Here is a 24915-nt window from a genome sequence, read left to right as displayed (position 1 = left end):
AAGAGCCGACGGTGGGATCGTCGGTTTTTTTGCGGGGAATGCGGGCGTTTATCGGTATTCGTCGATTTCGATTGTGCCCCCCATCGATTCCATCAGTTCACGGATATCGTCCGGGATATCGGGGATTCGGTCGCCGGATTCGTTGAACCAGTAGCACCACACGGACATATTGATTCCGTCGCCACGGACCAGGTCGTGCAGGTCCCCACGAGGCAAACCGAGATGGCTCATCAGAAAACGCAAATGCGGTTCCAACTGATCACTCCGCACTTTGACCTCGCTCTTTACTGCCCAAAAGCCACGCCCAGCCACCCGTTCGCTACGCTTGCCCGATGGATAGAGAAACGTTTCCCCTTTCGTCATGACGCGGTCAGGCGTCACGCCGAAATAGTTGGTCCAGAATTCTGGCGAAACATCGTCACCAGCAAGAATGAATGTCGCGTGAGCGAGCGGCCAATCGGGCGGAAGCGAAGCTGACAGGTCAGGGTGCATAGTTGTGCATGTTGTCATCGATAAGTTTTCCGTTGAACTCGACACTCCCGTCATCGAAAAAAATGACGTTATCCGACGGGCGCAAGCCGTTCTCAGGTTTGAACTCGTGCAACATCGCGCTGAACGTATGCTGATCGTACCCGAGCATCTTTGCGGCAAAACGCGGGCTTCTCGTCGAAGCCGCCAGTTCCTCGACTTCACCGCCCAGCGCTTCTTCACCGTACTCGAACGGCAGCGCATCACCGAGCGGCGTCGACACCGCACCCTCCTCGGCCCACTTCGACGGATCAGGCAGACCATACTTGCTGATCCATCCGGCACGTTCGAACAGCGGCAATAAACGGGTTGGTTCCACCCGCATAACCGCGTGCATGAACTTCGCGTTGATGCTGTCGTTCATTGCTTCGATTTCTTCCCACGGCGTCGCGTTGGCTTCCCAGTCGGCCAACTGCGCCTGATACTGCTCCTGCACGCTCGCATAGCGCGGCGGATCGTAGTTCTCGACGCCCCAAAACGACGATGCGGCCGGCGATGCGGCAGGTAAGCCAGCACTAACCGGCGCATCCTCCGGCACGACCAGAACGCTGCCGCCGCGCACCATATCCATTAGCGTCTCGACGACGTCGAGATCGGTCCCGCTATTGGCAAGCCGCTCGTGCCAATGAAAGTTCGCGCGTAGAAACAGCCGCACCCGCTTGACCAGCTCAAGGTCTCTGGCCCAAACGTCCGCAAAAGCCTCAGAAGTAAATCGCTTCCCCGCATCGGTGGCCGCCTGCTTCTCTTCACACGAGGCGAAAGGCATCAGCCGCGCATCGTTGCTTCGATAAAGCATGTACCGATGCCACGCGTCGGTCTTCAGTTCAATCGCCATCGCATGCCTGGCCGTCGTCGAGATCGATCCATCGTAGCCAAATCGGCCAGGTCGAAAAGTCAACAAATGTCAGCGAGCTGCTCGGACCACCGCGGGCCGGCAATCCCTCCCGAGGCACCCGCACCGCAAGGCCCTGAAATCCCCTCTCAAAATTTCGGTATGATCGAACTCTAACCAGCAGGAGCAAGAACATGTCCCACATCGCCGAACCGGCGCATACCGAATCCCCCTCTCCCGTCGCGCTTCCCTGGGTCGAACGGCTCGTCTCGATGGACACCGTCAGCCGCAATCCGAATCTTGGCCTGATCGAAACCGTGCGCGACGAACTGCGCGCCGCCGGCATCGAAGCCACGATCACCACCGACAGCCGCGGCCAGTGGGCCAACCTCTTCGCCACCGTCCCCGCCCACGACGGCGAGACAAACGGCGGCATCGTGCTGTCGGGCCACACGGACGTCGTTCCCGTCGACGGACAGGACTGGTCCAGCGACCCGTTCAAGCCCGAAATCCGCGACGGCCTGCTCTACGGCCGCGGTACGTGCGACATGAAAGGCTTCATCGGCACGGCGCTCGCGCTCCTGCCCAGGATGCAGTCGACCAAGCTCGCAAAGCCGATCCACTTCGCGCTGTCCTACGACGAGGAAATCGGCTGCGCCGGCGCGCCGCTGATGCTCACCGACCTGCAAAAACGCGGCGTGCGCCCGGACGGCTGCATCGTCGGCGAACCGACTTCGATGCGCCCGGTCATCGCGCACAAGGGCATCAACACGTACAACTGCTGCGTGCGCGGTTTTGCAGCGCACTCGTCGCTGACGCCGAAGGGCCTCAACGCGATCGAATACGCCGCGCGCCTCATCTGCTTCATCCGCGACGTCGCCGATGAATTCCGCGCGCAAGGCCCGTTCGACGAGCTCTACGACGTGCCCTTCACCACCGCGCAGACGAGCACGATCAAGGGCGGCAATTCGATCAACACCGTGCCCGCCGAATGCAGTTTCCAGTTCGAATTCCGCAACCTCCCGACGCTGGACCCCGAGTCCGTTTTCAAGCGCATCGACGCCTACGCGCGCGAAACGCTCCTGCCGAAGATGCTGAAGGAACACGCGAACGCGGCGATCGAGTTCTCGCGGATCGCGTCGGCGCCGGGGCTCGATGCATCGGAGCAGGCCGCGATCACGCAACTCGTGCGCGCCCTGACCGAGAACCAGGACAAGCGCAAGGTCGCGTACGGCACGGAAGCGGGCCTGTTCGCGCTCGCGGGCGTGCCGAGCATCGTGTGCGGCCCGGGCAACATCGAGCAGGCGCACAAGGCGAACGAGTATGTGTCGCTCGAACAGCTGGCTGCGTGCGAGGCGTTCCTCGGCAAGTTCATCCACAGCATGTCGGTCGACGCTCACGCCGCCCGCTGATTCCTTTTTACGCCGAACCGCCATGTCCAGCGCCAGCCAGCACACCGACCACACCATCGACGGCACGCCGATCCCCACCCTCGACGACATCGCCGAGCAGCACATGGCACTCGCGCCGTGGGTCGCGCGCACGCCGACCTTCGAGCGCCACGATTTCCCGACGCTCGACGGCACGCCCATCACGTTCAAGTTCGAGCTGCTGCAGGCGAGCGGCACGTTCAAGGCGCGCGGCGCGTTCTCGAACCTGCTGGCGCTCGATGCCAGCGAGCGCGGCGCGGGCGTGACGTGCGTGTCGGCGGGGAATCACGCGGTGGCGGTCGCGTACGCGGCGATGCGCATGGAGATCGGCGCGAAGGTCGTGATGATTCGCACGGCAAGCCCGACGCGCGTCGCGCTCGCGCGGCGCTACGGCGCGGAAATCGTGTTCGCGGAGAACGGCGCCGAGGCGTTCGAGATCGTACGCCGCATCGAGGCCGAGGAAGGCCGCTTCTTCGTGCATCCGTTCAGCGGCTATCGCACCGTGCTCGGCACGGCGACGCTCGGCTACGAGTGGACCTCGCAAGCGCCTGATCTCGAAGCGGTCGTCCTGCCGATCGGCGGCGGCGGACTGGCGGCGGGGGTATCGACGGCGATGCGGCTCGCGAATCCGTCGATCCACGTGTATGGCGTCGAGCCCGAAGGCGCCGACGTGATGAGCAAGAGCTTCGCGGCGAAGCACACGGTGAAGATGGGATCGATGCACAGCATCGCCGATTCGCTGATGGCGCCGCATACCGAGGAGTACAGCTACGAGCTGTGCCGCCGGCATATCGACGAGATCGTGACCGTGTCCGATGCCGAACTGCGGCGCGGCATGCTGCAGCTTTTCAACGAGCTGAAGCTGGCGGTCGAGCCGTCGTGCGCGGCGGCGACGGCGGGTCTGCTCGGGCCGCTGCGCGAACGACTGCAAGGCAAGCGGGTCGGCATCCTGCTGTGCGGCACGAATACCGACTCGGCGACGTTCGCGCGGCATCTGGCCAGCGCGTCTTAAGCGCTGGGCGAGCGTTAAATGACGCCCGCCAGCCGCCTGCGTTCGCTTCGCTGCATGAAGTAGTTCGCGGCGACGACGCCCACCGTCACGAACGCGATGAACAACGTGGCGAGCGCGTTCATTTCAGGATTCAGCCCAAGCCGCACGCGCGAAAACACGACGAGCGGCAATGTGGTCGAACCGGGACCCGAAAGAAACGCCGACAGCACGAGGTCGTCGATCGACAGCGTGAACGACAAAAGCCATCCGGCCACGAGCGCCTGGGAAATCAGCGGCAGCGTAATCGAGAAAAATACTCGCAATGGCGTGGCGCCCAAATCGAGCGCGGCTTCTTCCAGCGACGGATTCAATTCCCGCACGCGCGATTCCACGATAATCGCGACATAGGAAATACACAGCATCACGTGGCCGATCCAGATCGTGAAAATGCCACGTCCGGCAGGCCAGCCGAAAACCTTCGCCATTTCGACGAACAGCAGCAGTAGCGAAATCCCCTGAATCACTTCCGGAATCACGAGCGGCGCATTGATCATGCCGGTGTAAAGCGTGAAACCGCGAAACCGTCCCATGCGTGCCAATACAAAACCGGCCCATGTCCCGATCACCACCGACGCGCAAGCTGTCACAAGCGCGACGCGCAATGAAAGCCACGCGGCGTTGATCAACTCTTCGTCTTGCCAGAGCGCCTTGTACCAGCGCAGCGAAAACTCCGTCCAGACGGTCACGAGTTGCGACTCGTTAAACGAATAAACGATCAGACTGATGATCGGAATATAGAGAAACGCGAATCCGATTCCCAGCGATGTGAATTGAAGCGAACGACTCGGCTTGATCATCGCTTCTCCTCCAGTTGCTTCGCCTGATAATGCTGGAAGAGCGCCATTGGCACGAGCAGCAGCAGCACCATCGCGCAGGTGACGGCCGAAGCCATCGGCCAGTCGGCGTTATCGAAGAACTCGTTCCACATGACGCGGCCGATCATCAGCGTATCCGCGCCGCCGAGCAATTCAGGAATCACGTATTCCCCGACCGCGGGAATGAATACGAGCAGACAACCCGCGATAATCCCGTTCTTCGATAGAGGCAGTGTAATCTGCACGAATGCCTTCCAGGGTTTCGCGCCGAGATCGTAGGCCGCTTCGAGCAAAGTCAAATCCATTTTCACGAGATGCGCATGAAGCGGCATCACGAGAAACGGTAAATACGAATACACCATGCCGATATAAACCGCGATATTCGTGTGATAAAGCTCGATCGGCGAATGAATCAAGCCAATCGACATCAGGAAGTTATTCAGCAAGCCATTGTTTTTCAGAATACCAATCCACGCATACACCCGGATCAGAAACGATGTCCAGAACGGCAGCATCACCGCCATCATCAGGATATTGCGCGTCGCCGGATTCGAGCGGGCGATGTAATACGCCATCGGATAACCGATCAGCAAACACAACACTGTCGATACCGCCGCCACCAGCAGCGAATTCATGTAGGTGGCGAAATACAGGCTGTCGGTGAAAAGGAACGCGTAATGCGAGAAATCGAGCGCGATATTGAGCACGCCCTCCTTCATCGCGACGAGTTCGGTATAAGGCGGAATGCCGAGTTGCGCGTCCGCGAAACTGATTTTCACGACCAGCAGAAACGGCACGAAGAAAAACAGCAGCAGCCAGATGTATGGGCCGCCGATCACGGCCGAACGGCCCGTCAGGCCCATGCGCCGCCACGGCGTGCCGAGAAGTTCGAGCGCGCGCTTCATGCGGTGAGCACCACGCCGGCCGATGCGCTCCAGCGCACGTAGACTTCGTCGTCCCACGTGGGCGAATCGATTTCACCGAGCGCAAGACTCGACACGTTCGCCACCACCACCTTGCCGCTGTCGAGCTTCACGTGATAGAGCGTGTACCCGCCCATGTACGCGATGTTCGACACCGTGCCGCGCCCCCAGTTGTACGCACCTTCGGGCGGCTTTCGCATCAGCGCGATGCGCTCGGGGCGCACGGAGATCGTCACCGGCATGCCGAGCGGCCCGGTGATGCCGTGATTCACATACAGCCGCGCTGGCAATTCCGCCGATTCGACGAACACGTGATCCGGCTCGTCCTCGACGACGTTGCCATCGAAGAGATTGGTCGAGCCGATGAATTCCGCCGAGAAGCGGCTGTTCGGATATTCGTAGACCTCGTGCGGCGTGCCGAGCTGCACGATCTGGCCTTCGCTCATGACGGCGAGGCGGTCGGCCATCGTCATCGCTTCTTCCTGGTCGTGCGTGACCATGATGCAGGTCACGCCGACCTGATCGAGGATGTTCACGAGCTCTATCTGCGTGCGCTGACGGATCTGCTTGTCGAGCGCGGACATCGGCTCGTCGAGAAGCAGCAGCTTCGGCCGCTTGACGAGACTGCGCGCGAGCGCCACGCGCTGCTGCTGTCCGCCCGATAGCTGATGCGGCTTGCGCTTCGCAAAGCGCGCCATCTGCACGAGTTCGAGCGCCGTATGCACGCGATCCTTCAACTCGCCGCCGCGCACGCCCTCCTGCTTCAGCCCGAACGCGACGTTCGATTCCACCGTCATATGCGGAAAGAGCGCATACGACTGGAACATCATGTTGGTCGGCCGGTTGTACGGCGGCATTTTCGCGAGATCCTCGCCGTCGATCAGGATCTGGCCGGACGTCACGGTTTCGAGCCCCGCGAGCATGCGCAGCAGGGTCGACTTGCCGCAGCCGGAACTGCCGAGGAGCGCGAACAGCTCGCCCTTCTTCACCGACAGGCTGACGCCCTTCACCGCGACCGTCTCGTCGAATTTTTTCACGACCTCGACGATCTGCACAAAATTGTCCGTGCCGGGGCCGGCGGCGGGACTGCCCTGCCCCGGCCTGCCGGAATTAGGCGCTGCGTGCACTGCGCTCGACTGCTCACTCATGATTGCCTGCTCGACTCCTGCGATATCTGCACTACGCGGCGTAACGCCGGGGAACGTTCGTCCCGGCGACGAACAAAGCCCCCGGCGGTCCAGGGGCTTCGTGTTTCAACTGATCTGCAAAACGCTTAAGTCTACCGGCCGGACTTGAATTCGGTCCAGAGCCGCGTCTGGAGCCGCTGGATTTCCGGCGGCAGCGGTTTCAGCAGGAACAGCGTCTTGATGACTTCCTGCGGCGGATAAACGGCCGGATCGTTCGCCACGTCCTTGTCGACGTATTTCTTCGCCTCGGCGTTCGCGCTCGGGTAATACACCGCGTTCGTGATCGCCGCGTGGACCTGCGGCGTCTCGATGTAGTTGATCCACTCGTGCGCGGCTTCCTTGTGTTTCGCGTCCTTCGGGATCGCCATCACGTCGAACCAGACCGGCGCGCCGCCCTTCGGAATGTAGTACTCGATCTTGAACGGCTTCTTCGCCTCGACCGCGCGATGCTTCGCGATCACGACGTCGCCCGACCAGCCGTAGGCAAAGCACACGTCTCCGCCGACCATGTCGTTGATATAGCCCGACGAGTTGAACTGCGTGATGTACGGGCGGATTTTCTTGAGCATCGCGAGAGCTTCGCGATAGTCGGCCGGGTTCGTGCTCATCGGGTCCTTCCCGATGTAATGCAGCGCGGCGGCGAACATCTGGTCCGGCGCGTCGAGCACGGAGACGCCGCACGCCTTCAGCTTCGAGATGTTCTCCGGCTTGAAGAGGACGTCCCAGCTATCGAGCGCGACGCCGCTGCCGAGAATCTGCTGCGCCTTCGTCACGTTGTAGCCGAGGCCGGTCGTGCCGTACGCCCAGGGCACCGTGTACTTGTTGCCCGGATCGGCGCCCTCGACGAGCTTCATCAGGTCCGGGTCGAGATACTTGAGGTTCGGCAGCTTCGATTTGTCGAGCGGTGCGAAGATGCCCGCGGCGATCTGCTTGCCGGCGTAATTGCTGGTCGGCGCGACGACGTCATAGCCCGAGTTGCCGGTGAGGAGCTTGGCCTGGAGCGTGTCGTCGCTGTCGTAGTTGTCGTACTTGACCTTGACGCCGGTCTGCTTGGTGAAATTCGGGATCGTGTCCTTGGCGATGTAGTCGGACCAGTTGTACACGTTGAGCTGCGTGTCCTTCGCCGATACCGCCGCCGGCGCCAGCACCACCGCGCAAGCGATCACGCCGGCCAGGGCCGCCAATTTTTCTTTCATCTCGTTTCTCCGTCGTTCGACTTTCGAGCGCCTTACCGTACGGACCGTCGTCGCTCGACGCGTCCGCCGCTCCCTTAAAAACCCGAAAACTACCATTAAACCCCGGCGGGACAAAAAACAATCGCCGTCTGTCGCGTCAAATGTACAGGGATCGTCCACGCGACGCCCCGATACATCGCCGCGCTCAACCGCTCTGCAGCTGGTCGCGCCCCCGCGAGACGCGCGATTTTAGCCCCTAATCCGTGCAACGGACACCGGGCAAAAACCACACTCGCATTAATGAATCCAGACAGGGGATGGCCTGCGTAATGTCAATATCCGTCTTTGGATGTCGCAGGCCGCTCGATCGCCTTGCGACGCCCTCGAATAGCCAGGCGGAACAGTCGTTGCTGAGCCATTTCGGATGTCTCCGGCGCGGTGCCCTCGATGCACCGTCGCCCCCGACGCCAGCGGCATGGACAAAAGGCTCACGGGCCCGCGGCCACCGCTCCCTTGACGATGCGCCGCAGTCCGCTTCAGCTATTTGAGGTCACGATTCACGATGAATACCACTCCGTCCGCACTCACGTCGTGCCCCGCCGAGCGCCTGCCGTCCGACGACGAGCCGCGTGAGCACCGCCGCTCGCGCAATCCGGGCGACGCGCCGCGCGGACGCTGGTATTCGTTCGTCGGCGCGGGTGCGCTGGTCGCGGTCGGGTATATGGACCCCGGCAACTGGGCGACGGCGCTCGGCAGCGGCGCGAAATACGGCTATCAATTGCTGAGCGTCGTGCTGGTCGCGAGCCTGATGGGCATGCTGCTGCAATGGGTGGCATCGCGCGTGGGCGTCGTGACCGGGCGCGATCTTGCTCGTCTGTGCCGCGAGCGCTTCAGCCGCCGCACGACGGTGTTCCTCTGGCTCACCTGCGAAATCGCGATCATCGCGTGCGATGTCGCGGAGGTCGTCGGCAGTGCGGTGGCGCTGCAACTGCTGCTCGGCGTCTCGCTGACGGCGGGCGTCATGATGTCGGCGGTCGGAACCTTCGCGATGCTCGCGCTGCAAAGCCGCGGCAGGCGCCCGTTGCAGATGTTCATCACCGCGCTGATCTTCTTCATCGGTTTTTGTTTCGTGGTCGAGCTCGCGCTTGCGAAGCCCGCGTGGCACGAGGCGCTCGCCGGTCTCGCGCCGCCGAAGGAACTGCTCCGCGACGCCGGCATGATCTGGCTCGCGGCCGGCATCCTCGGCGCGACGGTGATGCCGCACAACCTCTATCTGCACTCCGCGCTTGTCAAGCATCACGCCCCGGACGGCGACGACCGCTCGATCTCCGCTGCGCTCTACGGCGTGAACATCGATACCTTCGCGTCGCTCGGGCTGGCGTTCACGGTGAACGCGTCGCTGTTGATTGTCGCGGCGGCGGTGTTTCACGCGAGCGGCCACGTCGATGTCGAGGATCTCGCCGATGCGCACCGGCTGATCGCGCCGCTCGTCGGCACGCAGTGGGCGAGCATCTTCTTTGCCGCCGCGCTGCTCGCCTGCGGGCTGAATGCGACCGTGACCGGCACGCTTGCCGGCCAGGCGGTGATGGAGGGCTTCCTCAACCTCACGATCGCGCGCTGGGCGCGGGCGCTCCTGACGCGCGGCCTCGCAATCGGACCGGCGCTGGTCGCCGTCGGCACGTTCGGGGAACATGGGTCGAATCAGTTGCTCGTGGCGAGCCAGGTCGTGCTCAGCATGCAACTGCCGCTCGCAGTGATCCCGCTCGTGAAGTTCGCCTCCGACGCTGGCCTCATGGGCCGCTGGCGCGTCGCGCGGATTCCGCTCGCGCTCGCGTGGGCGTGCGCGGGCGTCATCGTCATGCTGAACCTCGCGCTGCTCTGGCAATTCGTGCAGGGCGCGTAGGCCAGTTCGGCCGTATGTCTTAAGCACGTTTACAATCTGACGTTTCGCTCGCAGCCGAACGCCGCTCCCGCGGATTCCGTTTGCGCGGGCAGAAGCTGGACACGACAACCACGCGCCGTCGCCTCGACGGCATGCGAACAACTGGCGTAGCGGCCTGGCCCCTCGGCGCCAGACGCCGCGCGCCCGCATCCCACGAACAAGGACGACCGTTTCATGGCCCGAGGCCCCCTATTTTTTTCTCGCTCAGGCGCCTTCGTCGTCGCGCTTGCGTCGGCGAATCTCGCCCATGCGACCGTCGCCGTGTTGCAGCCGGCGCGCGAAGCCGCAGCACAACAGCCGCTCGAACTGACGCTGATGTACACCGCCGACGGCAACAAGCCGCTGACTGTTGAAGTGCCGAAGCAACTTACCGTCACGCTCACCAACGGCGATTTGCCGCCAGAGCCGCTCGCCCTGACGCGCGAGCCGGCTGTGCCCGACCACCTGCAACTGCGCGCCGGGCAATATCGGCGGGTGCGCTATTCGGCGGCGTGGCCGGACTCGGCGCGCGGGACGGTGAAGATCGATCCGGTCGGCTTCGATACGTCGCCGATGCTCGTCACGCTCAATCGCGGCGAGAACCAGGCGCAGGTGGTTGCAGCCGAGCGCGCGCAGTCACAGGCTACGACGCCCGCGCAGCTTGCGAGCGCGACCGCCGCCGCGAACACCGCCGACGTGCCGACGACGAACACCGATCGTATGCTGAGCGGCCGTCTGACGACCTTCGAGCCGATGTATTTCGCCGACGGCCAGAACGGCGACAACCTAGCGAAATTCCAGTTCAGCTTCAAGTACCGCTTGATGCTGCCCGACGATCCGCGCTCGCGCTCGTTCCTTGACAACCTGTATTTCGGCTACACGCAGACGTCGATCTGGGATTTGTCCGCCGATTCCGCGCCGTTCCGCGACACGAGCTACCAGCCGCAATTGTTCTACTACGTCCAGGACACCGGCTGGAAGAGTTCGCTGTACACGCGGATGGGAGTCGGCGCGGGCATTGGCCACGAATCGAATGGCAAGAGCGGCGACGATTCGCGCGCGATCAACATCGCGTTCGTGCGCCCGACGTGGGACTTCGGCGACCTCGACGGGAACCACCTGACCATATCGCCGAAGTTCTACTACTACATTACGAAAAAGGGCAACGAGGACATCGCGGACTATCGCGGCTACGTCGATTTGCTCGTGAAGTACGGCAGCCCGGACGGCTGGCAACTCGCGACGACGCTCAGAAAGGGCACGAAGCACTGGTACGGCAGCGTCGATTCGCAATTGACCTATCCGCTTGCAAAGCTGATCAGCAGCGCGTGGGGCGGGTATCTGTTCGTCAGCTATTTCAACGGGTACGGCGAGGACATCCTCGACTACAACAAGCGGAATCACTGGATCGCGCGGATCGGCTACAGTATCGCGCGCTGAATTTCATTTCATCGCGTTCGCCGTTCATGGCGGGCGGGCGCCAACGGGTTTTCTATGTCATCGAATCTTCACGGCTTGCCGGACAGTCCTTGTATCGGCGTTTGCTCGACACTTTTCGACGAGGTGTGCAAGGGCTGCGGCCGCACGGCGGGAGAAGTGTCGAACTGGGTTTTTCTCTCCGATGAGGAGAAACGCGTCGTGTGGGAGCGCATCACGCGCGAAGGCACCGCGATGCGGTTTCGGTATGATCGTCTATAGCCTCGCAAAACAAAGCGGCCCGCTTCTTTCGAAGCGGGCCGCTTTCATGTTTCTGCCAGGACCTGACGCTTACTGAATTCCCTGGCTCGTCAAAAAGTCCTCGTACGTGCCGCCAAAATCGCGCAACGTGCCGTCATTGCGCACTTCGATCACGCGATTGGCCAAGCCGCTGACAAATTCGCGATCGTGCGACACGAAGATCAGCGTCCCGTCGTACTTTTCCAGCGCGATCTGCAGCGATTCGATCGATTCCATGTCCATGTGATTGGTCGGCTCGTCCATCAGAAGCACGTTGTGGCGGCCGAGCATCAGCTTGCCCCAGATCATACGGCCCTTCTCACCGCCCGACAGCACCTTCACCGACTTGCGAATGTCGTCCGCGTTGAACAGCAGGCGCCCCAGCGTGCCGCGCACCATCTGGTCATCGTCGCCGTCCTGGCGATACTGGTCGACCCAGTCGGTCAGCGTTTCTTCCTTCGGAAACTCTTCGTACGTGTCCTGCGGCATATAGCCGATGTTCGCGTTCTCCGCCCACTTCACGCGGCCGCCGTCGAGCTCGATCGCGCCCTTGAGCGCCTTCAGCAGCGTGGTCTTGCCCGCGCCGTTCTCGCCGATGATCGCGATCCGCTCGCCCGGCTGCACGCTCAAGTCGAAGCGGTCGAAAATGGTCCGGTCGTATTTCTTCGTGATGCTTTCAGCAACGACCGCGATGTTGTACAGCTTCTTCTCGAAGTCGAAACGGATGAACGGATTCTGCCGCGACGACGGCTTAAAATCCTCGATCTTGATCTTCTCGATCTGCTTTGCGCGGCTCGTGGCCTGACGCGCCTTCGACTTGTTCGCCGAAAAGCGGCGCACGAAGTCCTGCAAATCCGAGATGCGGTCCTTCGCCTTCTGGTTGGCGGCCTGCTGACGTTCCTTCGCCTGCGTGCTCGCGAGCATGTAGTCGTCGTAGTTGCCCGGATAGACCTTCAGCGTGCCGTAATCCATGTCCGCCATGTGCGTGCAGACCTGGTTCAGGAAGTGTCGATCGTGGGAGATGATGATCATCGTCGAGTTGTACTGGTTCAGCACGTCTTCGAGCCAGCGAATCGAGTTGATGTCGAGGTTGTTGGTCGGTTCGTCGAGGAGCAGCACATCCGGCTTCGAGAACAGCGCCTGCGCGAGCAGCACGCGCAGCTTCCAGCCTGGAGCCACGTTGCTCATCGGGCCGTTGTGATCCGCAATCGCAATGCCGATGCCGAGCAGCAACTCGCCCGCGCGCGCCTCGGCGGTGTAACCGTCGTATTCGGCGAACTTGGCTTCGAGTTCTGCGGCGCGCATGTAGTCGTCATCCGTCGCATCGGGGTTTGCGTAGATCGCGTCGCGCTCGGTCATCGCGGCCCACATTTCGGTGTGGCCCATCATGACGACGTCGAGCACGCGCATGTCTTCATACGCGAACTGGTCCTGGCGCAGCTTGCCGAGACGCACGTTCGGCTCGAGCATGACGTTGCCGGCGCTCGACTCCAGGTCGCCGCCGAGGATCTTCATGAAGGTCGACTTGCCGCAGCCGTTCGCCCCGATCAGGCCGTAGCGATTTCCTTCCCCGAACTTGACCGAAATGTTCTCGAAGAGGGGCTTCGGCCCGAATTGCATGGTGATATTGGCAGTAGACAGCACAGCGCGTCCTTTTGAATGATGTACGGCGAAAAACCGGTTATTTTAGCAGATTTTCAGGCGTTTTTGCGGAGTTATCCGATTGCGAAGCGTTTCCGCGGGCCGCGCGAGGCCGACAAACGACGCGGGGCGTGGCAAACCAGCCGCGCCCCGCGTATCGCTGCGATCACGCCCCGCTTTCAGGTCCGTTCGGCGATATAGGCTTTCACGACACTCGCGTCCGCAGGCACGATATCGAACCTTTGTGGCAGTTTTTCAAGGCCGATGAAAGCGGCGGGGCGTTCCGGCTCGCGCAGGAGGGCCTCGCGGATCGTTTCGCCGAATTTGATCGGCTGCGCGGTTTCCAGCACGATCATCGGCACGCCCGGCTGCAGGTTCTCGCGCGCGACCTTCAGGCCGTCGGCGGTGTGGGTGTCGATCATCGTGTCGTAGCGCTCGAACACGTCGCGGATCGCGTCGACGCGGTCCGCGTGGCTGCTGCGCCCCGACACGAAGCCGAATTCCTTCACGCGCGCGAAATCGCCGCTCGCCGCGAGGTCGAAGCCGCCCTTCTCCTCGACGTCGTGGAACAATTGCAGCACGCGCGCCGGGTCGCGTCCGAGCAAATCGAACACGAAACGTTCGAAGTTCGACGCCTTCGAGATGTCCATGCTCGGGCTCGTCGTGTGATACGTCTCGCTCGCGCCACGCACGCGATAGATGCCCGTGCGGAAGAACTCGTCGAGTACGTCGTTCTCATTGGTCGCGACGACGAGCTGTTCGATCGGCAAGCCCATCATCCGCGCGATGTGACCCGCGCACACGTTGCCGAAATTGCCCGACGGCACAGTGAACGACACGCGCTCGTCGTTGCTCTTCGTCGCGGCGAAATAGCCCTTGAAGTAGTAGACGACCTGCGCCACGACGCGCGCCCAGTTGATCGAATTCACCGTGCCGATCTTGTGCGCGGCCTTGAACGCGTGATCGTTGGAAACGGCCTTCACGATGTCCTGGCAATTGTCGAAATTGCCTTCGACGGCCAGGTTGAAAATGTTCGGGTCCTGCAGCGAGAACATCTGCGCGGTCTGGAACGCGCTCATCTTCTTGTGCGGCGACAGCATGAACACGCGCACGCCCGTCTTGCCGCGCATCGCGTATTCGGCGGCGCTGCCGGTGTCGCCCGACGTCGCGCCGAGGATGTTCAGCGTCTCGCCGTGCTTCGCCAGCGTGTACTCGAACAGGTTGCCGAGCAACTGCATCGCCATGTCCTTGAACGCGAGCGTCGGTCCGTTCGAGAGTTCCAGCAGCGAGAGCGTCGTGCCGTTCTCGACGCCGAGCGTCTTGAGCGGTGTGATCTGCGCGGCACTTTCCTCGTGGCGCACGTTGCTGTAGATCTGCGCCGTGTAGGTCTTGCGCGTGAGCGAGCGCAGTTCCTCGGCGGGAATGTCGTCGCTGAACTTAGAGAGCACTTCGAACGCGAGATCCGCGTACGACAGCGAGCGCCAGTGCGCGAGTTCATCGGCCGATACGCGCGGATATTGGTTCGGCAAATACAGGCCGCCGTCCTTCGCGAGACCGCCGAGCAGGATGTCCGAAAACGTGTGGCGCTCACCGATGCCGGCGCCGCGCGTCGAAATGTAGTTCATATGCTCGAATCCTAGTTCAGCGCTTCCATGCGCAGCTTCGTCACCTTCGACACGACCGTCGAGAGCGCCTCGATCTCCGCGATCGCCGCATTCGCGTTTTTTTCGAGCGTCGCGTGCGTGATCAGGATGATGTCGGTTTCGCCCTTCTGCGCGCCGTCGACCTGCTCCGATTCCTTCTGCAGCAGCGCGTCGATGGAGATGGCCTTGTCCGCGAGAATGCGCGTGATGTTGGCGAGCACGCCCGTCACGTCGGCGACACGCAGACGCAGGTAGTAGCCGCTCGTGATCTCTTCGATCGGCAGGATCGGCGTGTTCGAAAGGCTGTCCGGCTGGAACGCGAGGTGCGGCACGCGATGCTCCGGATCGGCCGTATGCAGGCGCGTCACGTCGACGAGATCGGCAACCACGGCCGATGCCGTCGGCTCCGCGCCCGCGCCCTTGCCGTAGTAGAGCGTCGTGCCGACCGCGTCGCCGTGCACCACGACCGCGTTCATCGCGCCCTCGACGTTCGCGAGCAGGCGCTTGCCCGGAATCAGCGTCGGATGCGTGCGCAATTCGATGCCCTTCTCCGTGCGCCGCGCGATGCCGAGCAGCTTGATGCGGTAGCCGAGTTCCTCGGCGTAGCGGATATCGATCGCCGCGAGCTTGCTGATGCCTTCCACGTACGCGCGCTCGAACTGCACCGGCACGCCGAACGCGATCGCGCTCATGATCGTGACCTTGTGCGCGGCATCGACGCCTTCGATGTCGAAGGTCGGATCGGCTTCGGCGTAGCCCAGTTCCTGCGCGGCTTTCAGCGCGGTCGCGAAGTCGAGGCCGCGGTCGCGCATTTCCGAGAGGATGTAGTTGGTCGTGCCGTTGATGATGCCCGCAATGTACTCGATGCGGTTCGCCGTCAGCCCTTCGCGAAGCGCCTTGATGATCGGGATGCCGCCCGCGACCGCCGCCTCGAATGCGACCATCACGCCTTGCGCGCGCGCCGCTTCGAAAATCTCGCTGCCGTGAACCGCCAGCAGCGCCTTGTTGGCCGTGACGACGTGCTTGCCGTTCGCGATCGCGCGCAGCACGAGCTCGCGCGCGAGGCCCATGCCGCCGATCATCTCGCAGACGATGTCGATGGCGGGATCGTCGACGACGGCGTTGAAGTCATCCGTCACCGCGATGCCGGCGCCCTTCGCGGCCTCGGCCTTCGACGGCGTGCGCACGGCGACCCGCGCGATTTCGATGCCGCGGCCCGCGCGGCGTTTGATTTCTTCCTGGTTGCGGCGCAGTACCGTGAAGGTGCCACTGCCGACCGTGCCGAAGCCCAAGAGTCCAACTTTGATCGGTTCCATGCAGCGTATTTCTTATAGAAGGGTTAAGCGGAGTGGCGTTTGCGGTAACCGTCTAGAAAGCGCGCGATGCGGTGAATTGAATCGGCGAGATCGTCGACGTTCGGCAGGAACACGACGCGGAAGTGATCCGTCGTCGGCCAGTTGAAACCCGTGCCCTGCACGAGCAGCGTGCGTTCTTCGAGCAGCAGGTCGGTGATGAACTGTTGGTCGTCCTCGATCGGGTACATCTTCGGGTCGAGTTTCGGGAACATGTAGAGCGCGGCCTGCGGCTTCACACAGGATACGCCCGGAATGGCGGTCAGCATGTCGTACGCGAGTTCGCGCTGCTTGTAGAGGCGCCCGCCCGGCACGATCAGGTCGTTGATGCTCTGGTAGCCGCCGAGCGCCGTCTGGATCGCGTACTGGCCGGGCACGTTCGCGCACAGGCGCATCGACGCGAGAATGCCGAGCCCTTCGATGTAGTCGTTCGCGCGGCGGCGGTTCTCTTCGATCAGGCCCGAGATGAACATCCAGCCCGCGCGATAGCCGCACGAACGGTAGCTCTTCGAGAGGCTGTTGAACGTGACCGTCAGCACGTCTTCCGAGAGCGCGGCCATCGACGTGTGCGTCTTGCCGTCGTAGACGATCTTGTCGTAGACCTCGTCGGCGAAGATGATCAGACCGTGCTCGCGCGCGAGATCGACCAGTTCCAGCAGCAGCGCGTCCGGATACAGCGCGCCGGTCGGATTGTTTGGGTTGATGACGACGAGCGCCCGCGTGTTCGGCGTGATCTTCGCGCGAATGTCGTCGAGATCGGGCAGCCAGCCGGCGCCTTCGTCGCAGATGTAATGGCGCGGCGTGCCCGATGAAAGACTCACGGCAGCCGTCCACAGCGGGTAATCGGGCGCGGGCAGCAGGACTTCGTCGCCGTCGTTGAGGAGCGCCTGCATCGCCATCACGATCAGCTCGGACGCACCGTTGCCGATGAAGATATCGTCCAGTTCGACGCCCGCGACGCCCTTTTGCTGCGTGTAATGCATGATCGCCTTGCGCGCGGCGAACACGCCCTTCGAATCCGAATACCCCGACGACGCCGGCAGGTTGCGGATCATGTCCTGGATGATTTCGTCGGGCGCATCGAAGCCGAACGCGGCCAGGTTGCCGATGTTCAGCTTGATGATCCGGTGGCCTTCCTCTTCGAGGCGCTTCGCGTGTTCGAGCACCGGCCCGCGGATGTCGTAACAGACGTTTTGCAACTTGTTGGATTTGAGAATCGGTTTCACGGCTGGCTGCTCAGGGTAATCAAGCGGACTGGATCGGCGTTGTAGCGACGGCGGGCGATACGGCGGCGTCGCGGACAATTTTAAGCGATGCCACGCGCCTCGATGCGGCTTCGATGACGGCGATTGGCGGTCGGCGTCGCTCGACGGGTGGCGAACGCCAGATCGGAGGCCCGCCGGTGATGGAGGCAGGCGTTGCGGACCGGATTGCACAGGGATGGCGGCTTGTGGCGGCGCGGCGAGTGCAATGGAGGCCGGTCGAGCAGTCTCGCCGGCTGGAAAGTTATAATTTAGCGGATTATGACCCGTTTCCGCAATGCACCAATCGAAGCGGCCGACCGTCGCGTTTAAAACGATCGGCCCACGCTGCGCGAACGAGCGTCCCACTTTCCCGCCAATCCTCGTCTGCCGGAATCATCGATTTGAAACTTCACCAGGAATCCAGCGGCGCGCTGAACACAATCACGAGCTACGGCGACGGTTACGTCGCGATCAACCTGCAGCGGCACGAAGGCAGCATCATCGTGATGCCGGAAGCCGCCGTGATCGACTGGCCCGTGGCTTCGTTCGAAGCGCTCGCGCCCGAGCATTTCGAGGCACTCGTCGCCGGCGCGCCGGAAGTGGTGATCTTCGGCAGCGGCTCGCGCCTGCGCTTTCCGCATCCGCGGCTGACGGCGGCACTCGCGAAGCACCGCATCGGAATCGAGACGATGGACTTCGGCGCCGCCTGCCGCACTTACAACATCCTGATGTCCGAAGGCCGACGCGTCGCGGCGGCGCTGCTGATCGAATCCTGAGCGGATTTCCGGGCGCACGGCGTGATCCGCCTTTCTCGCACGGACGGCTAGAAACGGGGCCGTAGTGCGGTAAACTCGCGGCCGTCGTTCGCGACTAGGGCTTCCGCGCGTGCCGACGGTGAACCATCGCGGCTTTTAAGACACGAAGCTTACGACCGGATTTCGGCGTCTCTCGTACGCCGTGCCGCATCGACGCGCGCCGCGTAAGCGTTCCTTAAGCTTCGGCACGCGATAATCGAGCCCTTTTTTGTTTTTCTAAGCGCCGCGCGATGCGGCATCGGACAGGTCGAATCTCATGAACGATACGCCTTCGCGGCTACCGCTCACCCGCCTATCGCTGCTTCTGCTCATTCTCGCGCTCGCTGTGATCTGGTTCGCGCCGCTTGGGCTGCGCCATCTGGTGCCGAGCGACGAGGGCCGCTACGCCGAAATGGCGCGCGAGATGTTCGTCACGGGCGACTGGATCACGCCACGCTACAACGGCTACAAGTATTTCGAGAAGCCGCCGCTCCAGACCTGGGCGAACGCGCTGACGTTCGCGTGGTTTGGCATCGGCGACTGGCAGGCGCGCTTGTATACAGCGCTGACCGGATTCGCAGGCGTGCTGCTGATCGGCTACACCGGCGCGCGCGTTTTCAACGGCGTGACGGGCTTTTGCGCGGCGGTCGTGCTCGCGAGCGCGCCGTACTGGAACCTGATGGGCCACTTCAACGCGCTCGACATGGGCCTGTCGTTCTGGATGGAGCTCACGCTCTGCGCATTGCTCCTCGCGCAGCGCCCCAACCTGCCAACGCGCGAAGTGCGGCTCTGGATGTGGCTCTGCTGGGCGGGGATGGCGGCGGCGCTGCTGTCAAAGGGGCTGGTCGGCATCATTTTGCCGGGCGCGGTGCTCGTGCTCTACACGCTTATTACGCGCGACTGGGCGCTCTGGAAGCGGCTCTACATCGGCAGCGGGCTGATTGTGTTTTTGATCGTCGCGGCGCCGTGGTTCATCCTCGTGCAGATGAAGAATCCCGAATTTTTCAATTTCTTCTTCATCGTCCAGCAGTTCAAGCGCTACCTGACGCCCGAGCAGAACCGCCCCGGAGCGTTCTATTACTTCGTGCCGGTGCTGATCGTCGGTTTTCTGCCGTGGCTGTCGATTACCTTTCAGAGCGTGCGTCACGCGCTGAAAGTGCCGCGCCAGCCCAACGGATTCGCGCCAGTCACGCTGTTGTTCGTCTGGACGGTGTTCATCTTCCTGTTCTTCAGCGCGTCGCATTCGAAGCTGCTTTCCTACACCCTGCCGATCGCCCCCGCCATCGCGCTCGTGATCGGCATCTATTTGCCGCTCATGACGCGCGCGCAGTGGCATCGGCATCTGGTCGGCTATGCGGTGTTTCTGATCGCCGCCGCGTTCGGCGCGATTTTCCTGAGCCGCGCGGGCAGCGGACACACACCGAACGCGCTCTATCGCGAGTTCCAGGTCTGGGTCTACGCGGGCCTCGCCGTGGCGTTCGTCGTGACGCTCGTCGCGGTCTGGTTGAACCGGCGCGGGACGATCGCCGCGGCGGTCGCGCTCGGTACGGCATGGCTCCTGCTCGGCACGATCGCGGGCACCGGCCACGACGTATTTGGCCGCGAAAGCTCGGGCGTGAAACTCGTGCCGGCGGTCAAGGCTGCGATGGCGAAAATGCCGGCCGACGCGCCGTTCTACTCGATCGCCAAGCTCGATCACACCGTCCCGTTTTATCTGGGACACACGATGATCATGGTCCAGGAAGCCGACGAACTACGCTTCGGCGTCGAAACCGAACCGCAAAAGTGGGTACCGACCATCGACGAATGGGTGAAGCGCTGGGACGCCGACCGCTACGCCCTCGCGCTGATGCCGCCGGGCCGCTACGACGAACTCCTTGCGCGCCACGTGCCGATGCAAGTGATCGCGCGGGACGACCGGCGCGTGATCGTCCAGAAGCCGCAGCCCTGAAAAATCGGCACGACCGTTCAGTGAATCCGCAACCCGAGGCCTTTAAACGTCCGTAATGAACCCGATATCCTTCCTTTGCATCGTCATCGGCGTATTGTTGAACGCCTGTGCGCAGTTGCTGCTCAAAGCAGGCGTGAACGCCGTCGGGCACTTCGAATTCAGCCGCGAGAACATCGTGCCGGTCGGACTCAAGATCGCGACGCAGTGGCCGATCATCGGCGGGCTCACGTGCTACGTGTTCAGCGTCGCGGTGTGGATCCTGGGACTGTCGCGGGTGGACGTATCGATCGCCTATCCGATGCTCTCGCTCGGCTACGTCGTCAACGCCTTCGCGGCGTGGTATTTGTTCGGCGAGGTGATGTCGATGCAGCGCCTGATCGGCATCGGCATCATCCTCATCGGCGTCGCCGTTTTGGCGCGTGGCTAACTCCTTCATTTTTTGCAGAAAAGTCCATGAATCAGACATCGCTGCCCTTTCTGCCGTTCGTGCGCGCCGAGATCGACGAAGAGACGATCCAGGGCGTCGTCGACGTCCTGCGCTCGGGCTGGATCACGACCGGCCCGCAGAATCAGCAGTTCGAAGCCGAATTGTCGGCGTATTGCGGCGGACGGCCCGTGCGCTCGTTCAACTCCGGCACGGCGACGATGGAAATCGGCCTGCGGATCGCGGGCGTCGGCGCGGGCGATGAAGTCATCACCACGCCGATGACCTGGGTCTCGACCAGCAACGTGATCCTCGAAGTGGGCGCGACACCGGTTTTCGCCGACATCGACCCGGCTACGCGCAACATCGACCTCGACCTGCTGGAAAAGGCGATCACGCCGCGCACTAAGGCGATCATGCCGGTGTACCTGTCGGGCCTGCCCGTCGACATGGACCGGCTCTACGCGATCGCGCGCGAGCACAAGCTGCGCGTGATCGAGGACGCCGCGCAGGCGTTCGGTGCGACCTGGCGCGGCAAGCGGATCGGCTCGTTCGGCGACATCGTTTCGTTCAGCTTCCACGCGAACAAGAACGTGACGTCGATCGAAGGCGGCGCGCTCGTGCTGAACAACGAAGAGGAAGCGCTCACCGCGCAGAAATACCGGCTGCAGGGCATCACGCGCACCGGCTTCGACGGCATGGACTGCGACTTGCTCGGCGGCAAGTACAACCTGACGGACGTCGCGGCGCGCGTCGGGCTCGGGCAACTGAAGCACGTCGAACGCTTCACGGACAAGCGCCGGCAACTCGCGCGCGCGTACTTCGAAGCGTTCGCGGGCGGCGCGGCGGCGGAACTCGGCGTGCAGTTTCCGGTGCAGAATTTCACCGACAGCAACTGGCACATGTTCCAGATCGCGCTGCCGCTCGACCGGCTGAACCTCACGCGCGCAGAATTCATGGCGCAACTGAAGGAACGCGGCATCGGCTCGGGCGTGCACTATCCTGCATTGCACCTGTTTACGCTGTATCGCGCGCGCGGGTTCCGCGAAGGCATGTTCCCGCACGCGGAGAAACTCGGCGCATCGACGGTCACGCTGCCGCTCTTCACGCTGATGAGCCACGACGACGTCACGCGCGTCGTGCGTGCGGTCGACGAAATCTGCGAGCAGCATGGCACGCATTGACAGCGACATGGCGGCACCTAACCCCACGGAAACCCAGCGCAACATGAGTCATACGGATTTTCTGCCGGCGACGCCCGAAGTCTCGATCGTCATCCCGGTGTACAACGAGGAAGCCGGCCTGGCCGCGCTTTTCGAGCGCCTTTACCCGGCGCTCGACGCCCTCGCCACGTCGTATGAAGTCATCTTCATCAACGACGGCAGCCGCGACAAGTCGGCGGCGCTCCTCGCGCAGCAGTTCCACGTGCGCCCCGACACGACGCGCGTGATCCTGCTCAACGGCAATTACGGACAGCACATGGCGATTCTCGCGGGCTTCGAGCAGTCGCGCGGCGAGATCGTCATCACGCTCGACGCCGACTTGCAGAATCCGCCGGAGGAAATCAACAAGCTCGTCACGAAGATGCGCGAAGGCTACGACTACGTCGGCACGATCCGCCAGCAACGTCAGGACAGCCTGTGGCGCAAGAAGGCGTCGCGGCTGATGAACCGGCTGCGCGAGCGCATCACGAAGATCAAGATGACCGACCAGGGCTGCATGCTCCGCGCGTACAGCCGCCACATCATCGACACGATCAACCGCTGCGGCGAAATCAACACGTTCATTCCGGCGCTCGCGTACACGTTCGCGCAGAACCCGATCGAAGTCGATGTCGCGCACGAAGAGCGTTTCGCGGGCGAGTCGAAGTATTCGCTCTACAGTCTGATCCGCCTGAATTTCGACCTCGTCACCGGCTTTTCGGTCGTGCCGTTGCAATGGCTGTCGTTCATCGGCGTGATTCTTTCTACCGGTTCGGCGGCGCTCTTCCTGCTGCTCCTGATCCGCCGCTTCATGTTCGGCGCGGAAGTTCAGGGTGTGTTCACGCTGTTCGCCATTACGTTCTTCATGCTCGGCGTGATCATCTTCGCGCTCGGACTGCTCGGCGAATACATCGGCCGCATCTATCAGCAAGTGCGCGCGCGTCCGCGCTATCTCGTGCAGACGATCCTCGAACAGCGCGACGGCCATACGTCGGTTCACAAACCGCGTCAGGAAGCCGTGCAGACGATCGGCGTCGTGCAGCGCGAGGAACAAGGCCGATGAAGCCGCGCGCGGTCGTCTTCGCGTATCACAACGTCGGCGTGCGCTGCCTGCAGGTGCTGCTCGCGCGCGGCGTCGATGTCGCGCTCGTCGTCACGCACGAGGACAGCCCGACCGAGAACATCTGGTTCGGCAGCGTGGCGGCGGTCGCGGCGGAACACGGCATCGACGTCATCACGCCCGCCGATCCGAAAACGCCTGAAGTCTTCGAAACGGTGAACCGCGTCGCGCCGGACTTCATTTTCTCGTTCTATTACCGGCACATGCTGCCGGTCGACCTGCTCGCGCTCGCGAAACGCGGCGCATACAACATGCACGGTTCGCTCCTGCCGAAATACCGCGGACGCGTACCGACGAACTGGGCCGTGCTGCGCGGCGAGACGGAAACCGGCGCGACACTGCACGAAATGGCCGCCAAGCCCGACGCAGGCGCCATCCTCGCGCAGACGCCCGTCCCAATCCTCCCCGACGACACCGCCGCCCAAGTCTTCGACAAAACCACCGTCGCCGCCGAGCAGACGCTCTGGCGCGTGCTGCCCGCTTTGATCGCGGGCGAAGCGCCGCATCTGCCGAACGACCTCGCCGCTGGCAGCTATTTCGGCGGTCGCAAGCCGGACGACGGCCGGATCGACTGGACGCAGCCGGCGCAGCAGGTCTACAACCTGATCCGCGCGGTCGCGCCGCCGTATCCGGGCGCGTTCACCGATCTCAACGGCGAGCGTTTCATCGTCGCGCGGGCGCGGCTCGTGCCGGCAAGCGGCTCGCCGTCGGTCTCCGCCGAGCAGTTGCGCACCATCTCAAATTTGCCCGCGGGCCTTGCGGTGGCGGATAATGCGCTGTTCGGCGTCTGCGGCGACGGCCGCGTCGTCGCGATCAGCGAACTGCGGCACACGGCCGCAAAGAGCGCGGACCCGCTTCATGTCGAACGTGTCGTCAGCCCCGCGGAATTCGCCCGAATCACTCAATCCACACGCCATTCATGAAAAAAGTCCTGATCCTGGGTGTCAACGGCTTCATCGGCCATCACCTGTCCAAGCGCATCCTCGAAACGACCGACTGGGAAGTCTTCGGGATGGACATGCAAACCGACCGCCTCGGCGACCTCGCGAATCATGAGCGGATGCACTTCTTCGAAGGCGACATCACGATCAACAAGGAGTGGGTCGAGTATCACGTGAAGAAGTGCGACGTGATCCTGCCGCTCGTTGCGATCGCCACGCCCGCGACCTATGTGAAGCAGCCGCTGCGCGTGTTCGAGCTCGACTTCGAGGCCAACCTGCCGATCGTCCGCTCGGCCGTGAAGTACGGCAAGCACCTGGTGTTTCCGTCGACGTCCGAGGTGTACGGCATGTGCACCGACGAGCAGTTCGACCCTGAAGAGTCGGTGCTTTCCTACGGCCCAATCAACAAGCCGCGCTGGATCTACGCGTGCTCGAAGCAGTTGATGGACCGCGTGATCTGGGGCTACGGCATGGAGGGGCTGAACTTCACCCTCTTTCGCCCGTTCAACTGGATCGGCCCTGGCCTCGACTCCATCTACACGGCGAAGGAAGGCAGTTCGCGCGTGGTCACACAGTTCCTCGGCCACATCGTGCGCGGCGAGAACATCAGCCTGGTCGACGGTGGCGCGCAAAAACGCGCGTTCACCGACATCGACGACGGCATCGGCGCGTTGATGAAGATCATCGAGAACAAGGACGGCGTCGCGACCGGCAAGATCTACAACATCGGCAATCCGAGCAACAACTTCTCGGTGCGGGAACTCGCGCACATGATGCTCAAGCTCGCGAATGAATTTCCCGAGTACGCGCCGAGCGCGAAAGACGTGCAGCTCGTCGAGACCTCGTCGGGCGCGTACTACGGCGCGGGTTATCAGGACGTGCAGAACCGCGTCCCGAAGATCGACAACACGATGCAGGAACTCGGCTGGAAGCCGCTCGCGTCGATGGACGACGCGCTACGCAAGATCTTCGAGGCGTATCGCGGCCATGTCGGCGATGCGCGCAAGCTGGTCGAAGGCTGAGGG

22 protein-coding genes are annotated in these 24915 nt (G+C 62.8%); 12 read left to right on the top strand and 10 right to left on the bottom strand.

Features of this window, described 5'->3' with window-relative positions:
* Positions 1 to 48: 48 nt before the first annotated feature.
* Positions 49 to 510: a DUF4279 domain-containing protein gene (locus AWB65_RS17165; RefSeq protein ID WP_235007656.1), complete on the bottom strand. Its 462-nt coding sequence runs from the start codon at positions 508 to 510 to the stop codon at positions 49 to 51.
* Positions 482 to 1363: a hypothetical protein gene (locus AWB65_RS36970; RefSeq protein ID WP_235007655.1), complete on the bottom strand. Its 882-nt coding sequence runs from the start codon at positions 1361 to 1363 to the stop codon at positions 482 to 484. The genes AWB65_RS17165 and AWB65_RS36970 overlap by 29 nt, the downstream gene beginning before the upstream one ends.
* A gap of 191 nt (positions 1364 to 1554) precedes the next feature.
* Here AWB65_RS36970 and argE point away from each other — a divergent pair, with 191 nt between their 5' ends.
* Both argE and AWB65_RS17150 read left to right on the top strand, forming a co-directional pair.
* Positions 1555 to 2772: an acetylornithine deacetylase gene (gene argE / locus AWB65_RS17155; RefSeq protein ID WP_087668298.1), complete on the top strand. Its 1218-nt coding sequence runs from the start codon at positions 1555 to 1557 to the stop codon at positions 2770 to 2772.
* Positions 2773 to 2794: 22 nt separating this feature from the next.
* Entirely contained in the window at positions 2795 to 3802 is a 1008-nt protein-coding gene (locus AWB65_RS17150; RefSeq protein WP_087668297.1) for a threonine ammonia-lyase, read from the top strand.
* A 14-nt stretch (positions 3803 to 3816) separates the two neighbouring features.
* Here AWB65_RS17150 and AWB65_RS17145 read toward each other — a convergent pair whose 3' ends face one another.
* The 4 genes from AWB65_RS17145 to AWB65_RS17130 all read right to left on the bottom strand — a co-directional run bounded on the left by AWB65_RS17145 (position 3817) and on the right by AWB65_RS17130 (position 7962).
* Positions 3817 to 4635, bottom strand: coding sequence for an ABC transporter permease subunit (locus tag AWB65_RS17145; RefSeq protein WP_087668352.1), 819 nt, complete (start codon positions 4633 to 4635; stop codon positions 3817 to 3819).
* Positions 4635 to 5561 carry an ABC transporter permease subunit gene (locus AWB65_RS17140; RefSeq protein WP_087668296.1) on the bottom strand — a complete coding sequence of 309 codons (927 nt, stop codon included), beginning with the start codon at positions 5559 to 5561 and terminating at the stop codon, positions 4635 to 4637. The genes AWB65_RS17145 and AWB65_RS17140 overlap by 1 nt, the downstream gene beginning before the upstream one ends.
* Positions 5558 to 6727 carry an ABC transporter ATP-binding protein gene (locus AWB65_RS17135; RefSeq protein WP_087668295.1) on the bottom strand — a complete coding sequence of 390 codons (1170 nt, stop codon included), beginning with the start codon at positions 6725 to 6727 and terminating at the stop codon, positions 5558 to 5560. The genes AWB65_RS17140 and AWB65_RS17135 overlap by 4 nt, the downstream gene beginning before the upstream one ends.
* 131 nt (positions 6728 to 6858) lie before the next feature.
* The gene (locus AWB65_RS17130; RefSeq protein ID WP_087668294.1) at positions 6859 to 7962 is read right to left on the bottom strand and encodes a polyamine ABC transporter substrate-binding protein; all 1104 of its coding nucleotides are present in this window, start codon (positions 7960 to 7962) and stop codon (positions 6859 to 6861) included.
* A gap of 541 nt (positions 7963 to 8503) precedes the next feature.
* Here AWB65_RS17130 and AWB65_RS17125 point away from each other — a divergent pair.
* From AWB65_RS17125 to AWB65_RS17115, 3 genes are all read left to right on the top strand, one after another.
* Complete coding sequence (locus AWB65_RS17125; protein ID WP_087668293.1) at positions 8504 to 9844, top strand: Nramp family divalent metal transporter; 1341 nt, start codon at positions 8504 to 8506, stop codon at positions 9842 to 9844.
* A 213-nt stretch (positions 9845 to 10057) separates the two neighbouring features.
* Entirely contained in the window at positions 10058 to 11302 is a 1245-nt protein-coding gene (locus AWB65_RS17120; protein WP_087668292.1) for a phospholipase A, read from the top strand.
* Positions 11303 to 11356: 54 nt separating this feature from the next.
* Positions 11357 to 11560, top strand: a complete 204-nt coding sequence (locus AWB65_RS17115; protein WP_087668291.1) for a DUF1289 domain-containing protein — start codon at positions 11357 to 11359, stop codon at positions 11558 to 11560.
* A 69-nt stretch (positions 11561 to 11629) separates the two neighbouring features.
* Here AWB65_RS17115 and AWB65_RS17110 read toward each other — a convergent pair whose 3' ends face one another.
* The 4 genes from AWB65_RS17110 to AWB65_RS17095 all read right to left on the bottom strand — a co-directional run bounded on the left by AWB65_RS17110 (position 11630) and on the right by AWB65_RS17095 (position 17440).
* Positions 11630 to 13222: an ABC-F family ATPase gene (locus tag AWB65_RS17110; protein WP_087668290.1), complete on the bottom strand. Its 1593-nt coding sequence runs from the start codon at positions 13220 to 13222 to the stop codon at positions 11630 to 11632.
* 176 nt (positions 13223 to 13398) lie between these two features.
* Positions 13399 to 14844: a threonine synthase gene (thrC, locus tag AWB65_RS17105; RefSeq protein WP_087668289.1), complete on the bottom strand. Its 1446-nt coding sequence runs from the start codon at positions 14842 to 14844 to the stop codon at positions 13399 to 13401.
* 11 nt (positions 14845 to 14855) lie between these two features.
* Positions 14856 to 16178 carry a homoserine dehydrogenase gene (locus AWB65_RS17100; RefSeq protein ID WP_087668288.1) on the bottom strand — a complete coding sequence of 441 codons (1323 nt, stop codon included), beginning with the start codon at positions 16176 to 16178 and terminating at the stop codon, positions 14856 to 14858.
* A 23-nt stretch (positions 16179 to 16201) separates the two neighbouring features.
* Positions 16202 to 17440, bottom strand: coding sequence for a pyridoxal phosphate-dependent aminotransferase (locus AWB65_RS17095; RefSeq protein ID WP_087668287.1), 1239 nt, complete (start codon positions 17438 to 17440; stop codon positions 16202 to 16204).
* A gap of 419 nt (positions 17441 to 17859) precedes the next feature.
* Between AWB65_RS17095 and AWB65_RS17090 the strand changes: the two genes are divergently transcribed.
* The 7 genes from AWB65_RS17090 to AWB65_RS17060 all read left to right on the top strand — a co-directional run bounded on the left by AWB65_RS17090 (position 17860) and on the right by AWB65_RS17060 (position 24912).
* Complete coding sequence (locus AWB65_RS17090) at positions 17860 to 18234, top strand: Mth938-like domain-containing protein (RefSeq protein ID WP_087668286.1); 375 nt, start codon at positions 17860 to 17862, stop codon at positions 18232 to 18234.
* 295 nt (positions 18235 to 18529) lie between these two features.
* Positions 18530 to 20203 carry a glycosyltransferase family 39 protein gene (locus tag AWB65_RS17085; protein WP_087668285.1) on the top strand — a complete coding sequence of 558 codons (1674 nt, stop codon included), beginning with the start codon at positions 18530 to 18532 and terminating at the stop codon, positions 20201 to 20203.
* 55 nt (positions 20204 to 20258) lie between these two features.
* Complete coding sequence (locus AWB65_RS17080; RefSeq protein ID WP_087657502.1) at positions 20259 to 20630, top strand: SMR family transporter; 372 nt, start codon at positions 20259 to 20261, stop codon at positions 20628 to 20630.
* 26 nt (positions 20631 to 20656) lie between these two features.
* Positions 20657 to 21811 (top strand): DegT/DnrJ/EryC1/StrS family aminotransferase, encoded by a 1155-nt coding sequence (locus AWB65_RS17075; RefSeq protein ID WP_087668284.1) that lies wholly within the window; start codon positions 20657 to 20659, stop codon positions 21809 to 21811.
* A gap of 43 nt (positions 21812 to 21854) precedes the next feature.
* Positions 21855 to 22892, top strand: a complete 1038-nt coding sequence (locus tag AWB65_RS17070) for a glycosyltransferase (RefSeq protein WP_025527730.1) — start codon at positions 21855 to 21857, stop codon at positions 22890 to 22892.
* On the top strand, positions 22889 to 23872 hold the full coding sequence (locus AWB65_RS17065) for a formyltransferase (RefSeq protein WP_087668283.1): 984 nt from the start codon (positions 22889 to 22891) through the stop codon (positions 23870 to 23872). The genes AWB65_RS17070 and AWB65_RS17065 overlap by 4 nt, the downstream gene beginning before the upstream one ends.
* On the top strand, positions 23869 to 24912 hold the full coding sequence (locus AWB65_RS17060) for a bifunctional UDP-4-keto-pentose/UDP-xylose synthase (protein WP_087668282.1): 1044 nt from the start codon (positions 23869 to 23871) through the stop codon (positions 24910 to 24912). Before AWB65_RS17065 ends, AWB65_RS17060 begins: the two co-directional genes overlap by 4 nt.
* The last annotated feature ends 3 nt before the right edge of the window (positions 24913 to 24915 follow it).

The organism is Caballeronia humi, assembly GCF_001544475.1.
Lineage (GTDB): Bacteria > Pseudomonadota > Gammaproteobacteria > Burkholderiales > Burkholderiaceae > Caballeronia > Caballeronia humi.
This window is presented reverse-complemented; position numbering and strand designations above follow the sequence as displayed.